At 70.6% G+C, this 14554-nt stretch carries 13 protein-coding genes; 8 read left to right on the top strand and 5 right to left on the bottom strand.

Features of this window, described 5'->3' with window-relative positions:
* The first annotated feature begins 298 nt into the window (after positions 1-298).
* A complete protein-coding gene (locus ACFCZ1_RS36225) occupies positions 299-1255 on the top strand; it encodes a ScbA/BarX family gamma-butyrolactone biosynthesis protein (RefSeq protein WP_376682552.1) in 957 nt (318 codons plus the stop codon).
* Here the strand turns inward: ACFCZ1_RS36225 and ACFCZ1_RS36230 are convergent.
* The gene (locus ACFCZ1_RS36230; RefSeq protein WP_376682553.1) at positions 1252-2178 is read right to left on the bottom strand and encodes an NAD-dependent epimerase/dehydratase family protein; all 927 of its coding nucleotides are present in this window, start codon (positions 2176-2178) and stop codon (positions 1252-1254) included. The two genes, ACFCZ1_RS36225 and ACFCZ1_RS36230, sit on opposite strands and share 4 nt — an antisense overlap.
* 58 nt (positions 2179-2236) lie before the next feature.
* On the opposite strand from ACFCZ1_RS36230, the gene ACFCZ1_RS36235 reads away from it, so the two are divergent.
* Positions 2237-2986, top strand: coding sequence for an SDR family NAD(P)-dependent oxidoreductase (locus ACFCZ1_RS36235; protein WP_376682554.1), 750 nt, complete (start codon positions 2237-2239; stop codon positions 2984-2986).
* A gap of 617 nt (positions 2987-3603) precedes the next feature.
* On the opposite strand, the gene ACFCZ1_RS36240 is transcribed toward ACFCZ1_RS36235, so the two are convergent.
* Together ACFCZ1_RS36240 and ACFCZ1_RS36245 are read right to left on the bottom strand one after the other, a co-directional pair.
* Complete coding sequence (locus ACFCZ1_RS36240; RefSeq protein ID WP_376682555.1) at positions 3604-4407, bottom strand: TetR/AcrR family transcriptional regulator; 804 nt, start codon at positions 4405-4407, stop codon at positions 3604-3606.
* 72 nt (positions 4408-4479) lie between these two features.
* On the bottom strand, positions 4480-4791 hold the full coding sequence (locus ACFCZ1_RS36245; RefSeq protein ID WP_376682556.1) for a hypothetical protein: 312 nt from the start codon (positions 4789-4791) through the stop codon (positions 4480-4482).
* 137 nt (positions 4792-4928) lie between these two features.
* Between ACFCZ1_RS36245 and ACFCZ1_RS36250 the strand changes: the two genes are divergently transcribed.
* The 6 genes from ACFCZ1_RS36250 (at position 4929) to tpg (ending at position 11998) form a co-directional block, all read left to right on the top strand.
* Positions 4929-5744: a hypothetical protein gene (locus ACFCZ1_RS36250; protein ID WP_376682557.1), complete on the top strand. Its 816-nt coding sequence runs from the start codon at positions 4929-4931 to the stop codon at positions 5742-5744.
* A 301-nt stretch (positions 5745-6045) separates the two neighbouring features.
* Entirely contained in the window at positions 6046-6693 is a 648-nt protein-coding gene (locus ACFCZ1_RS36255; RefSeq protein WP_376682558.1) for a ScbR family autoregulator-binding transcription factor, read from the top strand.
* Positions 6694-6863: 170 nt separating this feature from the next.
* Positions 6864-8120, top strand: a complete 1257-nt coding sequence (locus ACFCZ1_RS36260) for a ParA family protein (RefSeq protein ID WP_376682559.1) — start codon at positions 6864-6866, stop codon at positions 8118-8120.
* On the top strand, positions 8117-9058 hold the full coding sequence (locus ACFCZ1_RS36265; protein ID WP_376682560.1) for a ParB/RepB/Spo0J family partition protein: 942 nt from the start codon (positions 8117-8119) through the stop codon (positions 9056-9058). The genes ACFCZ1_RS36260 and ACFCZ1_RS36265 overlap by 4 nt, the downstream gene beginning before the upstream one ends.
* Before the next feature lie 123 nt (positions 9059-9181).
* Positions 9182-11440, top strand: a complete 2259-nt coding sequence (gene tap, locus ACFCZ1_RS36270) for a telomere-associated protein Tap (RefSeq protein WP_376682561.1) — start codon at positions 9182-9184, stop codon at positions 11438-11440.
* Positions 11441-11443: 3 nt separating this feature from the next.
* On the top strand, positions 11444-11998 hold the full coding sequence (gene tpg, locus ACFCZ1_RS36275; RefSeq protein WP_376682562.1) for a telomere-protecting terminal protein Tpg: 555 nt from the start codon (positions 11444-11446) through the stop codon (positions 11996-11998).
* A 177-nt stretch (positions 11999-12175) separates the two neighbouring features.
* Here tpg and ACFCZ1_RS36280 read toward each other — a convergent pair whose 3' ends face one another.
* On the bottom strand, positions 12176-12649 hold the full coding sequence (locus tag ACFCZ1_RS36280) for a MarR family transcriptional regulator (protein ID WP_376682563.1): 474 nt from the start codon (positions 12647-12649) through the stop codon (positions 12176-12178).
* Positions 12646-13362 (bottom strand): hypothetical protein, encoded by a 717-nt coding sequence (locus tag ACFCZ1_RS36285; RefSeq protein ID WP_376682564.1) that lies wholly within the window; start codon positions 13360-13362, stop codon positions 12646-12648. The genes ACFCZ1_RS36280 and ACFCZ1_RS36285 overlap by 4 nt, the downstream gene beginning before the upstream one ends.
* Positions 13363-14554 lie beyond the last annotated feature (1192 nt).

The following is a 14554-nucleotide window of genomic DNA, read 5'->3' on the forward strand; positions in this document are numbered from 1 at the left end:
GCGCAGCCCTCGGTGAACGGCGCGCACCGACACCCTGTCGGACCGGCTCCTACGACCGGAGGACCGGTTCCCACTTGGCTTCTGGGCCGCGGCGTCGCAGCCGCCGACCCCTACCCGGATATCCGCTGGTCGGCGTCGTGCCGACCCCTCGATATCCTCACGGCCCGGACGCCGGCACCGGTACACGAGCGCGATCCGCTCCCCCTTGGCACCTTGCAAACCAAACCGGAGAGTACGTATCTTGCGTGTCGCGTACGCAACCCGTCCCATCCGTCAAACGGCTCTGCGGGAGAGGTCCATGACCATGCTTACGATCCGGAAGAACACCCCCGTGCTCCCCCTGCCGGGGGCCGGGGAACCATGGACGCGCTGCAACGAGGCCACCCGCCTGACCACCACCGTGCCCAGGGAGTACGTCCACCGCAGCTCGCTCGCGGAGGTCTTCCTGACCGGCTGCCACCGCATCGGCGAGGACACCTTCTCCCTCACCGGACAGTGGCCCCGCGCCCACACGTTCTTCACCAGCGCCGACGGCACCAGCCACGACCCGGTGCAGGCCGGAGAGACCATCAGACAGGTGGGGCTCTACCTCTGCCACGCCATGTACGGAGTCCCCCTCGGCCACAACGTCCTGCTCTGGAGCCTGGACTTCACGTCCCGGCCGGAGCGACTGCACATAGGCCGCGGCCCGAGCGAGCTCGACATGACCGCCGTGTGCACGGACTTCAGCTGGAAAGGGAACCGGTTCTCCGGCTTCCTCGCGGTGGACATCCACCGCGGCGGCGAACTCGCCGCCTCCGGCACCGCCCGCTTCACCTGCGTCGCCCCCGCCACCTACCGCCGGCTGCGCGGCGACCACCGCCACGCGGGTTCAGCCCAGCCACTGGCACGCCGTGCGCCCATAGCCGCCGCATCGGCAGGCAGACTGCTGCCCTTCGACGTGGTCCTCGCCCCCGCCGACCGGCCCGGCCGCTGGCAGCTGAGCCCCGACCTCGACCACCCGATCCTGTTCGAGCACGCGAACGACCACCACCCGGGCATGGTCCTGGTCGAGGCCGCCCGCCAGGCCGCCTGCGGGCTCCACCTCCCCGGCGGTTTCACTCCGTCGGGCATCTCCACCGAGTTCCACCACTACGCCGAACTGGACACCCCCTGCTGGATCGACGCCACCCTCGTCTCCCCCGGCCGCGTCGAGATCACCGGTCACCAGGAAGGCCGCAGCGTCTTCCGCTCGACGGTGACTGCCGCCCTCTAGCCCTCCGCCCTGTACCACTCGGCGTACTGACCGAACGCCTCGGAGAACCGCGGCCCGGGGGACGCCGCCAGCTGTCCCCACAACCGTCCGCTGTCGTACCAGTGGTCCACCGCGAGCAGCGAGACCCGCCGCCGCAGCACCGGATCCGGATCCCCCGGACCTCCCAGCAGCTCCAGCGCCCCGGCCAGATCCACCTCCCCCGTCGGCAGCGGCAGCCCGAGCTCCCGCGCCACCGTCCCCACCAGCTCCCGCGCGGTCACCGGCTCGGGATGACTGGCATGCAGCACACCTCCCGCGTCCGGCCCGCGTACGGCCAGCTCCGCCACCGCACCTGCCAGGGCATCCACCGACACCATGGACATCCGGGCCCGCCCGCCGTCCACCCAGTGCGGCAACCGCGCGAGCAACCGCACCAACGACGGCACCACCCAGCGATCCCCCCGCCCGTACACCAGATGAGGACGGAGCACCGTCCCCCCGGCCGCCAGCACCAGCCGCTCCCCGGCGAGCCGGGTCACACTGGTCACCGACTCCGGCTCCTCGGTGAGCTCCCCTTCCACCGCACCCCGGTGCGCCCCGTCCCGGTAGACGGCGGCCGTCCCCAGCTGCACGATCCGCCGCACCCCTGCCCGCTCCGCCTCGGCCAGCAGCGCCCGCGTCCCCTCCACGTTGACGGCCCGGCTCTCCTCCGCCGTTCCACCGATCCGCGCGGCGAGGTGCAGCACGGTGCCCACGCCCTCACACAGCCCCCGTAAGGACTCGGCCCGCGCCAGGTCCCCGCGTACGCCTTCCACCCCCGGCGGCACTTGGGCCCGGTGCACCAGCGCCCGCACGCGGACGCCGTCCTCCACGAGCCGCTCCACGACAGGGGAACCGACGAACCCGGCGGCTCCGGTCACCAGCACCATCTCTCTCGTCATCATGCGGTCCATCCCATCGTGTTACGGTCGCGCGATGACGCCGGGGACGAGTAAATCTTTGATGCCGGGCAAGTCGGCCCTGATCACGGGCGCGAGTGCCGGCATCGGGGCGGCCGCCGCCCGCGTGTTCTGCCGTGAAGGCGCCTCGGTGACCCTGGTCGCCCGCCGCGAGCCCCAACTGGCCGTCCTCACCGAGGAGCTGCGCGCCGCCGGCCACCAGGCCCAGTACGTGGTCGCCGACGTCTGCCGCACCGAGGACGTGGCCCGCGCCGTCGAGGCGGCGGTCGCCACGTACGGCCGCCTCGACGCAGCGTTCAACAACGCGGGCGTCGGCGCGACCCCCCGGCCCATGCACTTGCTGGACGAGGACGCGTACGACACCGTCATGGACACGAACGTCCGCGGCGTCTGGAACTGCATGCGCCAGGAGATCCCCGCCATGCTGGCCAACGGCGGCGGCTCGATCGTGAACAACAGCAGTACCGCAGGCCTGGTGGCCACCCCGGTGACGGCGACGTACATCGCGTCGAAGCACGCGGTCCTGGGCTTCACCAAAGCCGCCGCCTGCGAGTACGCCGCCCAGGGCATCCGCGTCAACGCCATAGCCCCGGGCTCCACCCGCAGCGAGATGATCAATGCCTGGCTCCGCGAGAACCCGGCGATGGAAGAGGTCCTCCTCCAGTCGGCCCCCCTCCCGCGGATGGCGACTCCCGAAGAGATCGCTGAGGCGGCCGCCTGGCTGTGCAGCGACCGCGCGTCCTTCGTCGTGGGCACGACCCTGTCCGTGGACGGCGGCTGGACGACACGGTGACGCCCGACCGTTAACGCCGTTAACACCGCCCCTCCCCGCACCCACCCGAAGCCCGGGACCGTTAACGCCGTTAACACCACCGCCCCTCCCCGCGCCCACCCGAAGCCCGGGACCGTTAACGCCGTTAACACCATCCCTTCCGAGCCCACCCGGAGGCGGGGACCGTTAACGCCGTTAACGCCGAGGCCCCTCCCGAGCCCGACCGTTAACGCCGTTAACACCACCCCTCCCTGCGCCCTCCCGAAGCCCGGGACCGTTAACACCGTTAACACCACCGCCCCTCCCCGCGCCCACCCGGAGGCCGGCCGGGACCGTTAACGCCGTTAACACCGAGGCCCCTCCCAAGGCCCGACCGTTAACGCCGTTAACACCATCACCCCTCCCCGCGCCCGACCGTTAACGCCGTTAACACCGCCCCTCCCTGCGCCCTCCCAAAGCCCGGATCGTTAACGCCGTTAACTCCGCCGCCCCTCTCTGCGCCCACCCGGAGGCCGGCCGGGACCGTTAACGCCGTTAACACCGAGGCCCCTCCCAAGGCCCGACCGTTAACGCCGTTAACGCCGCCGCCCGTCCCGCGCCCGACCGTTAACGCCGTTAACACCGCCGCCCCTGAGCGGCTACGCCCCGCCCGTCCGCCGGGCAACCAGCAGCCCGAGCCCGTCCAGGATCCGCTCCAGCCCGAACTCCAGCGCCTGGTCCCGCCCCCCGTGCTCCGCCGCCGAGGCCAACGCCGCGCCAAGCGCGGGGAACTCCGCCCCGTGCGTCCGCATCACCTCACCCAGCATCACCGCGAGCTGCGCATCCGGCCCCTCCCCCGTACCGGCCGCCCGCTCCTGCTCCGCGATCCCCCGTACGTGGCCGGCCAGCAGCACGACCGCGTCCATCGCCTCGGCACCGCTCAACCCGCACCCGTCCATCGCCGCGAGTGCCCGCTCCATCCACCCCAGCTCCCGCGGCCCCATCACCCGTACCCCGACCGTCGCCTCCAACATCCACGGATGCCGCCGGAACCCTCCGAGCAATTCCCGCGCCCACGCCTCCAACCGCTCCCGCCACCCCCCGCCCGCGGACTCCGCCCCCGCATCCGCCCCCGCATCCGCGCCCGGACCCGCGCCCGGACCCGGACCCGGACTCAGCGCCGCAGACACAGACACAGACACCGGCACAGGCATCGCGCTCTCCACCATCAACGCGACCAGCTCCGCCTTCCCCGGCACGTACCGGTACAGCGCCATCTTCGTGACCGCCAACTCCCCGGCCACCCGCTGCATCGACACCGCGCCCAGCCCCTCCGCGTCGGCGATCCCGATACCCGCCAGAGCAATGCCCTCCAGCGTGAGCCCCCGCTTCGGCCCCCGCGCGGGCTTGGCCGGCGGCCCCCACAACAACCGCACGGCCGCGCCCCACTGGTCATTCGTCATCGGATCCCCTTGTGCTCACACCAAAATTGCGTCTACCGTACACGGTATCGCTTCAGTGTCCGCCGGACACAGTTAGCCGAGGGAGCCCCCATGTTCCACCCCCACGCCCCCGCCCACCCCGCGGCCGGCACCCGCACCGTCCTCATCTCCGGCGCGAGCATCGCCGGCCCCGCCCTCGCCTACTGGCTCGGCCGCCACGGCTTCCGCCCCACCGTCGTAGAACTCGCCCCCGCCCTCCGCCCCGGCGGCCAGGCCGTCGACTTCCGCGGCGAGACCCACCTCTCCGTCCTCCACCGCATGGGCGTCCTCGAAGAACTCCGCCGCATCCAGACCGGCGGCTCCCCCATGACCTTCGTCGACGCCCACGGCAAGCAGCTGCTCCACCTCCCCGCCGAGTTCGCGGGCGGCGACATCGAGGTCCTGCGCGTGACCTCTCTCGCGTCCTCTACGAGACCTCGCTCCCCTTCACCGAGTACGTCTTCGGAGACTCCGTCACCTCTCTCACCGAAACCGCCACCGGCGTGGACGTCACCTTCCGCGACTCCCCGCCCCGCGCCTTCGACCTCGTCGTCGGCGCCGACGGCCTCCACTCCAACGTCCGCCGCCTCGCCTTCGGCCCGGAAGCCGACCACGTCACCCACCTCGGCCACTACGCCGCCACGTGGAGCCTCCCCAACCACCTGGACCTGCGCCCCGGCACCGGCTCCACCGGCTACAACGCCCCCGGCCGCCTGGCGAGCGTCGGCATCGACCACACCGACCCCACCCGGGCCCGCGCCTTCTTCGTCTTCGCCTCCCCGGAACTCACCTACGACCGCCACGACCCCGAAGCCCAGAAGGCCCTCCTCCGCCGGAACTTCACGGGCCTCCCCTGGCAGGTGGACCGCCTCCTCGACTCCCTCACCACCGCCGACGACCTCTACTTCAACTCGATCAGCCGCGCCGACGTCCCCACCTGGTCCCGCGGCCGGATCGCCCTCGTCGGCGATTCCGCCTGCGGCGCGACCATCGGCGGCATGGGCACCGGCACCGGCACCGTGGCCGCGTATGTCCTGGCGGGCGAGCTCTCCCGCTCGCCCGAGGACCACCGGGCCGCCTTCACCCGCTACGAGTCCCTGCTCCGCGCCTACGCCCAGGGCTGTCAGAAGGGCGGCGACCGTACGGGCCCCTTCCTCGCCCCGTCTTCGAAGCTGGGCCTGCGCCTGCGCAACGGCATGCTCAGCCGACGCCGCATCCTCGACTGGATGCTGAAGGCCGGCGCGGACGTCACCACGCTCTCCCTCCCTGGCTACGCACCCGCCCGCGACAACGCCGCCCCCACCCGAACGACTCGCTGAAAGAAGTCTCCCGCCGACGGCTGCGACGGCTGCGGCGGCTGCGGCGGCTGCGGCTGCCTCGACATGCACCAGAACATCGCCCCGCCCCAGGACCGTTAACGCCGTTAACGCCGTTAACGCCGTTAATGGTCCGCCACCGTTAACGGCGTTAACGCCGTTAACGCCGTTAACCCCCCACCCCCGCCCAACCCCGCACCCATCCATCAAAAAGTACTGGGCGACTGGTTTTCTTCACGGTGCGCCGACTAGATTGACCCCCCGCGGGATCCGCCCGTACACCGACCGACCAGGAGACGCACACGTGGCGAGGGTCAGGCAGGAACGGGCCGAGATCACCCGGCAGGCCATCCTGAACGGCGCGGCCATAGCCTTCGACCACTCCGGGTTCGACGGCACCAGCCTCAGCGACGTGGTCAAGCACGCCGGAGTCACCAAGGGCGCCCTGTACTTCCACTTCCCGTCCAAGGAAGCCCTCGCCCGCACCCTGATGGACGAGCAGTTCCAGGTCGCCGAGGGCGTCCCCGCCATCGAGAACCCGGGGCTCCAGACGGTCATCGACCTCACGCACCAGATGGCGTTCGGGCTGCGCACCGACGTCCGCATACGCGCCGGCATCCGCCTGGTCATCGAGTTCGGCTCCTTCACCAACCCCGACCCGGCCCCGTACAACACCTGGATCGACACCTGTCACGGCTGTCTGACACCGGCCCAGGAACGCGGCGACGTGCTGCCGTCGCTCGACGTGTACGACCTCTCGACCTTCCTGGTCGGCTCGTTCACCGGCATCCAGGTCACCTCGCACGTCCGCACCGGCCGCGAGGACCTCCACACCCGGGTCATCGACCTGTGGAACCTCCTCCTCCCCGGGATCGTGCCCGCGCACCGGATCCCCCGATTCGACCCGGCGGGCTCGCCCGAGTGCCGGGCCGGACTCGCTCTGCCTGCCTGACGGCGTATCCAGGGCGGCCTCGCACACGCCGTGGTGAACCACGGGGGTGCTCGCTACGGCGTGTGCGAGGCCGCCCTGTCGCGTATCCAGAACCGGAAACGCGCCAATTCGTTAGCAAAACTCAAGCGTGGCGCCCACATGCACCCCTGGACGTTAGTAAAGTCCCTCTCATGACTTCGCCCTCGTCTCAGAGCGACCGAGAGAAGGTCGTCTCCAAACTCCCCCCGTGGCTGCGCCAGGAGTTGAAGATCCGCACCGCCCAACTGCGGGTGGACATCCAGGACGCCGTCCACCAGGGGATCGCCCACTGGAGCGCGCTCGCCTCCGCCCCCTCCCCCGTCGACACCTCCGGTGCCGAATCGTTCTCCACCTGGCTGCCCGCCGGCCAGTGGGACTCCTTCCGTACGGACGCCAAGGACCGCGGCGTCTCCCTCATCCAGGGACTCGCCCAGGCCGTCAGCCTCTGGCTGGAGATGAACCCGGCCCCCACGGTCAAGCGGCCCTCGGTCGTCCGCCGCATCATCGTGTGCAACCAGAAGGGCGGAGTCGGCAAGACCGCCATCACCGCCGGCACCGCCGAGGCCCTCGCCGAGGACCCCTCGACCCTCCATTCCGTACGCGTCGCCCGCCAGCTGGCCCGCATCACGGCGGACGAGGAGCACCAGCCGGACCCGGCATCCACCCCGCTGGACCTGGAGGACCTTCCGGGTCTGGGCATGCGCGTCCTGCTCATCGACTTCGACCCCCAGGGCCACCTCACCAAGCAGCTCGGCCAGCAGCCGCTCCCGATCGGCGGCGACAGCCTCACCTGCCACATGGCCGGCGAGGCCAAGGGACCGCTCTCCGACCTGATCGCCCCCATCGCGGACGAGCGCTTCGGAGACCGGCTGCACATCCTCCCCGCCTGCACGGACGCCTTCCTCCTCGACGTCCGCCTCTCCACCGTCCGCGCCCGCGAGGCCGCCCTCGAACGCGCCCTGGCCCCCGTCGAGTCCGACTACGACGTCATCCTCGTCGACTGTCCCCCGAGCCTCGGCCTGAGCATGGACGCGGCCATCTACTACGGCCGCCGCCGCGACACCGAACAGCCGGGCGCCTCCGGCGCGCTGATCGTCGTACAGGCTGAGGACTCGTCGGCGGACGCCTACGACCTGCTCACCTCCCAGATCAACGACCTGCGCGACGACCTCAGCCTCGACATCGACTACCTCGGCCTCGTCGTCAACCTCTACGACGGCCGCCGCGGCTACATCGCGACCTCCTCCCTCCAGGCCTGGATGGACATAAAGGATCCCCGGGTCGTCGCCGTCGTCCCCGACCTCAAGGAACAGCGCGAAGCGGTCCGCGTGAAGCAGCCCCTCTTCGTCTACGCCCCCAAGGGCGACCAAGCCGTCGCCCTGCGCGCCCTCGCCCGGGAGATCTCATGAGCAGCAAGGCCGACAAGCTCGGCGTCTCGGCATCCTTCGCCCGGGCCCAGCCGGCGGGCGTCAGCTCCCGCCGAGCGGCGATCGCGGAAGCCACCGGCGCGCCCACCTCGGGGGTGGTCCCGCCGTCCGAGGTACCCATCGACGCCCTCGCACACAATCCGTTCAACCTCCGCGAAGACCTCACGGAGCTCGAAGAACTGGCGGCATCCCTCACCGCCCGGGGCCAGCTCCAGCCCCTCGCGGTCGCCACCCGCATGGCCTTCATGGAGGCCCACCCGGGCACCACCGACGGCCTGGGCCGGGCCCCGTACGTCGTGATCGACGGCAACCGCCGACTGGCGGCAGCCCACCTGGCGGGCCTGAAGACCATCCAGATCCACGTCAACGACTCCCTCTCCACCTCTGCGGCGGACATCCTCGAATCGGCCCTGATCGCCAATGTCCACCGCGTGGACGTGGCCCCCATGGACCAGGCCCGCGCCCTCCAGGAACTCGTCGACGTCCACGGTTCCCAGGCCCAGGTCGCCAAGCGCCTCGGCAAGACGGCGGCCTGGGTCTCGCAGCGGCTGACCCTCCTGAACCTCACCCCCACCCTGCAGGAGAAGGTGGAGACGGGCGAGCTCAAGGTCGAACCGGCCCGCCGCATCGGCCGCCTCCCCCAGGAGGCCCAGGAAGCCGCCGCGGACGAGACCATTAACGCCGTTAATCCCCCCCGCCAACGCACGGCCCCCGTTAACGGCGTTAACGCCGTTAACGCCGTTAACGCCCCGCCGACCCCTGCCCCTGCCCCTGCGCCCGCCCCGGCCCCGGGGCCCGCCTCCACGCCCCGGATCACGATTTCCACGATCTCCCCGGAAACGATCGCGGACGCCCTCACCGCGCACCTCACCCCGGACGACCTCAAGGCCGTCACGGAACTCCTCATGCTGCGCATCTGAGCCGGGCATCCAAGGCACCACCCACGCCGGGGGCGCTGACGGCATTAACGCCGTTAACGCCCCCACGTGCGTTTCATGTGCGTTCAGCGGTGCGATTCACATAGGCTTCCGGTGGAGGTACCGATGCCGAACAACCGAAACACCCAGCCCGACGCCAACGAGCAGGAGGGCCTCTTCGCAGCGGTCGACGCCCTGCTCGAAGAGGTCGCCCAGGACCCGCTCCCCCACCCGGACGAGCGCAAGCGCCTGCGCGAGGCCGCCGGCTTGAGCCAGGACCAGATCGCCAAGGCCCTCACGGTCCGCCGCGAAACGGTCACCTCCTGGGAAACCGGCCGGACCTCCCCCCGCCCTCCCAAACGCGCGGCCTACGCCCGCCTCCTGGAGGGCCTCTCCACCCTCCACCCCGTTAACGGCGTTAACACCACCGCGCCGCAGCCGCACCCCGAGACCCCGGCGCCGCCCACCCCCACAGCCCACCCCGAAAACCCGGCGCCGCCCACGGCCGAACCCGAACCGCAGGCACCCACCCCCACCTCCGGCCACCCGGGCGGGCCACAGCCCCCCAGCCCAACCCCCACCCCAGCGCCCCCCGCCGAAGGCCCAGCGCTCCCCACCCCCGAGGCCGCACCCCCGGCCCCCGCCCGCACGCCCACGCGTACCCGCACCACGCCCACGTCTGCGTCTACGCCCACGGCCACGCATACGCCCACGGCAGGCAACGGCCCGCTCGCCGTCCTGGACGGCACCGGACACGCCCACGCCGCTGGCGGCCTCGTCCTTGAGCACCCCACCACCGGCGGCCTCCCCGCCCTCATCACCTGGGCCCTGAGCAGCGCCGCCGACCTCCGCTCCCCCCGCCTCCACCGCAACGGCAAGGACGGCGACCCCCTCCTCGTCCTCACCCCCGCCGCCACCGAGGCCTTGGGCCTTCCCCTCACCCTCGAAGACCGCCGCGCCCTCCGCCTGCCCGACAACCACCCCGTCCTCAAACAGCTCGCCAAGAGCAAGTGGCAGCTCACCCGCCGCGGCTTCGGCCCCTGGGCCCGCGTCTACCGGCCCGCCACCCCCACCACCGGCCGCCAGTGCGTCCAGCTCGCGATCCTCCCCTGGGGCGCCCTCGACCCCCGCGCCTGGGGCGAGGACACCGCCGACCTCCCGGCCCCGGAACTCGCCGAGCTGCTCACCACCTACGCCTCCCGCGTCCTCACCCCCCGCGGCTCCACGGCCGTCACCGGCCTCGAACTCATGACGGCCGTCCGTCCCCCCACCCGTGCCGCCCGCAACGCCCGCACCAACGCCTGGGAATCCGCCCCCGTCCCCGGCTCCCTCACCCGCCCCGTCGACCCGGCCCCCCCGGAGGCCCCCGACGAACACCCCGTGGTCGCCTCGCTCTATCCCCGCTCCCACCAGCGCACCCCGGACCAGGTCCTCGACGAGGAGGCCTACGACTGGATCCGCGACCCGCAGCTCCTCACCGACGAGGAGTGCACCCGCACCCACGCCGTCGGCATCGACGTCAACATGGCCTTCGCCGCGGCCGCGAACCGCCTCACCGTCGGCCTGGGCCCCGCCGCCCACACCAAGAGCCCGCGCTTCGACCCGACGACCCCCGGCTGCTGGCTGGCGGACCTCTCCGCGATCCCCCTCGACCCCCGCCTCCCCAGCCCGTTCACCCCCCACGGCAAGCCCCCGACCGGCCCCGCCTGGTACGCCACCCCGACCCTGGCCTACGCTCAGGAGCTTGGCCACGAGATCCACGCCACCGAGGCCTGGCTCCGCCCCGAGAGCGGCCCGTACCTCGACGCCTGGTACACCCGCCTCCGCGACGCCTACATGGTCACGATGGCGGACCTCGGCGTCACCTCGGCCATGCCCGAACCCGAGTTCCTCGAGGCGATGACGACCCACAAGCAGGACGCCCCCATCCCCACAGCGGTCCTCTCGGCGATCAAATCCACCGTCAAGGGCGGCATCGGCAAGCTCCGCGAACGCCCCCAGGGCGCCGGCTACCGCGCCGGCGAGCGCTGGCCCGCCCTCGAACGCCCCACCTGGCGCCCCGACATCCGCGCCGCCGTCATCTCCACGGCCCGCGTGAACATGCACCGCAAGATGAACAAGCTCGCCACAGCGGCGGGCCTGCACCCCATCGCGGTGCTCTCCGACTGCGCGGTGTACCTCTCCAACGGCCCCAGCCCCCTCGACTTCCTCCCGCGCACTCCCGACGGCAAGCCCCTCCCCGGCGGCTTCCGTCTCGGCGTCAGCCCCGGCATGGTCAAGCACGAGGGCACCCAGCCCCTCCTCTGGGCCGTCGGGATGCTCGACGAAGGCCTCAACCCCGCCCGCCACATCAAGGGCCACGACGCAGCAGCAGACGGCGAGTAACAGATGTCCGACATCTCCGACAGCCTGACCAAGGCCGACGAACAGCACTTCACCCGCCCGATCCCCAAATCGGCGGGCGCCCAGATCCGCTTCCTGCTCAAACAGCTCAAAACGACCAAGGCCGTGGCAGCCACGCTCGGCATCTCCCAACGCACGGTCGAGCGCTACGTCAAGAACCAGATCAAGCAGCCCAAGCCCGAGCTCGCCGCCCGCCTCGAAGCCGAGGTACGCCGCCGCTGGCAGCCCCTGGTGCGCAAGCGCGCCCGCGACAAGGCGGCCAGGACCACCGGCCTGGTCATCGAGACCCGTGCCCGCTTCGGCTTCACCGCTGCCCCCGGCACGACCGACGACGGCCGCATGCGCCGCATCACCCAGCACCTCCCCCCCGAGTACGCGGGCCGCCTCTTCGCCGCCCAGGAAGCCGGCGCCGCCGAGGCCCAGCTCCGGCAGATCGCGGCCGAAGCCCTCCAGGAGATGTACTTCAAGGACAACGGGGCCCGCGCCACGTCCCTCCTGGTCGAGTTCACGGACATCGACTACGTGGACTTCGCCTTCTGACGGAGCGGGGGCCGAAGGAGACCGGGATGAGGCAACGCATCCAAGCACCCCTTCTCCCACCCCCTCCGCATCCCCTCCACACCCCCTGAACGCCCCTGTCAGCCCCTCAAAACCCAAAAGGGTCCCGGGACATCCCGGGACCCTCATTCACCCCTCACAAGCCCGCCGGGGCCCGCATCACCCCACGGCGTGCAACGTCCTCCGCCGCTTCGACTCCGCGGCCTTCTTCGCCACGGCCTGCGCGGCACGCTTCTTGCGCTGCTCGGCCAGCTGGTCCTGATACGCCGCCACCGCCTGGTGGTAGCTGTCGACGTACCCCCTCGCGTCGAGCCGCTCCTCGGCCGCCATGTCGTTCACGGCGGCGACAGCGTCCTCGAAGGAGTTGTACCCGGCCAGCATGGGATTGATCTGGTACACGCCGTTGCGGACCTTCCGGACCAGCTTCGCGAGCTCCAGACTCCGCAGGGCCGCGTTGACGCTCGGCCGGCTCAGCTCCAGCAGCCCACCGACGGTGGCCTGGTCAATGAGGATCCGCCCGCCCGGCTCGCTCAGCGAACGCAGCTTCAGCAGCACACGGTAGGCGGCAGGCGGAAGGTCGAGGTCAGAGAGAAGCCCGTCGGCGTTGACCGCAGCGAATCGCAAGGTGCTCACTGAGCTGTCCCTTCTTCCGTGCGCTTCGCCCGGCTCAGCCGGCGCGCAGCGCGTTCTTTGGCCCGTTCGGCCCGCAGTTCCTCGATGGCCTGCCGCATGTGGTCCAGCGACGGGAACCGCACCAGGTCGGGCAGGCTCGTATCGCTGCGGATCTGCGAGATGGTGCTGTGCTGCTCCACCTTCACGAACTCACCCGTCATCTCCGTCCCCGGGATGAACTCGGCCACCCGGTAACTGTAGGGCGGGTTGAACTGGTACACACCCCGCCGCACCTTGAAGACGATCCCATGAGACATAACGGTGTGCAGAGCCTCCGACGTCTTTGTCCTACTGACGTCCAGGATGGTAGCCATCTCTTCCTGGGTAAGAGGAATCCGCCCCCCCGCTCGCTGGCACGCGATGAGCAGCAGGATCAGCCTCAGGGGCAAGGCTTCCCGGAAGTACTGGGCGATAACCAGGAAGAACTCGAGGCTGTCCATCGAGAACGCATTCGGCTGATTCTGCGTCCCGTAGAACTCCAGCGGCTTGCGCTCGCCGTCCAGCGTCAGCTTCCGGCTCGGGTACCGCTTCGCCAGGCTGTCCAGGTCCTTGACCGGAGCCAGCGGCTGACTCCACGCCGAGATCGCATCATCAACGGGGAGATCAGGACGCGGCGCATCCGCCGGACTCCGCCGACGCCGTTGTGGCTCTGATGACACGAGGCTGCTCTCCACTTCGTTGATCTGCAGGGAGAGTATGTCAACAAGGGTGACACAAGTGTCACGCTCGTTGACGTTCGGCGTGTCTTATGTCCCCTCAGCAGGGACACATCTCGGCCACCCCCTCCCCGCCGGCTCCCACCCAGCCCCCATCCCAACCCCACCCAGCCCCCCAGCAGTTCGCCGACATATCTCTCCTAAAACGTCAGCTGCCCCGACGTTTTAGCCCAAATAGCGTCAGCCCCACTGACGTTTTGTGCTCGTTCTGTCCCCCTAGCAGCGACACATCCCCCCAGTTATGTCCCTCCTGAGGGGACATAACTTCCCCCCTACCCCCGCCCTGACCTGCGGCAACGCATCTCCGTACCTTATATAGGCCGTCTCCTGCCGCGCTGCGCGAACTGAACGCCGTCTCCCACCCGTCCGCCAGCGAGCTATCTGACGCGCCATCACTTCCCGAAACACCGCTTCCGCCCCCATCCAGACCCCCCAACACCCCCAGGCAATCTGACTGATTCCCATCTTTATCCACGCACCACTTTGAAACACGCCTGTCCCCACCCCGTTAACGGAGTTAACGCCGTTAACACCCGCTCCCCTAAGGCCCTCTCCAACTCCCTCCGCTCGCCCAACAACGGACGACAAACCAGACCCTGTTCTCTACGCCTTGAATCTCATGGCTTGGTTCAGCAACTGAGCTCGTTCGCTCAAGCCCGGCGAAGCGGAGCTCACCTGGGTGGAGCGCAGCGGAGCCCAGACAGGTCCGAAGCGAAGCGAAGGACCCGGCCTCAAGGACAGCCTCCAGGCCGTGAGTAGCGGCCCATCGCCCAGCGGAGCCAGGCTTGTTCCCTTGGCAAAGCGAAGCGAAGGGCCAGCTCAAGGCCCGCGGAGCGGGCCCTCAGGCTCGAAGGCCAGCCTTCTTGCCGCAGGCCAGAAAACCTGAGCGAAGCGAGGGGTTCACTGAGGCCGCGAAGCGGCTCCACCGCCTGCGCGAAGCGCGGGCCTCCGCGCGCAGCGCAGAGGGACCCTAAGGCCCGAAGGGCCTCCTCTCTGGGGCCGCGAAGCGCGAGTGGAGCGCAGCGGAACCCGAACTTGTCCGGAGCGAAGCGCAGGACTCCCGGCCCGAAGGGCCGGCTCTGGCTCGGCGGAGCCGAGCCCCGCCGAGCGCAGCGAGGCGGTTCTCTCCTGAGCGCGCAGCGCTCAGGGA

The organism is Streptomyces sp. NPDC056224 (assembly GCF_042267665.1).
Taxonomy (GTDB): domain Bacteria; phylum Actinomycetota; class Actinomycetes; order Streptomycetales; family Streptomycetaceae; genus Streptomyces.

Excerpts from the sequence above, each read along its gene's own strand:
- ACFCZ1_RS36230 (WP_376682553.1), bottom strand. The coding sequence starts at position 2,178 with ATGATGACGAGAGAGATGGTGCTGGTGACCGGAGCCGCCGGGTTCGTC.
- tpg (WP_376682562.1), top strand. The coding sequence starts at position 11,444 with ATGTCCGACATCTCCGACAGCCTGACCAAGGCCGACGAACAGCACTTC.
- ACFCZ1_RS36260 (WP_376682559.1), top strand. The coding sequence starts at position 6,864 with ATGACTTCGCCCTCGTCTCAGAGCGACCGAGAGAAGGTCGTCTCCAAA.
- ACFCZ1_RS36265 (WP_376682560.1), top strand. The coding sequence starts at position 8,117 with ATGAGCAGCAAGGCCGACAAGCTCGGCGTCTCGGCATCCTTCGCCCGG.
- ACFCZ1_RS36225 (WP_376682552.1), top strand. The coding sequence starts at position 299 with ATGACCATGCTTACGATCCGGAAGAACACCCCCGTGCTCCCCCTGCCG.
- tap (WP_376682561.1), top strand. The coding sequence starts at position 9,182 with ATGCCGAACAACCGAAACACCCAGCCCGACGCCAACGAGCAGGAGGGC.
- ACFCZ1_RS36235 (WP_376682554.1), top strand. The coding sequence starts at position 2,237 with ATGCCGGGCAAGTCGGCCCTGATCACGGGCGCGAGTGCCGGCATCGGG.
- ACFCZ1_RS36240 (WP_376682555.1), bottom strand. The coding sequence starts at position 4,407 with ATGACGAATGACCAGTGGGGCGCGGCCGTGCGGTTGTTGTGGGGGCCG.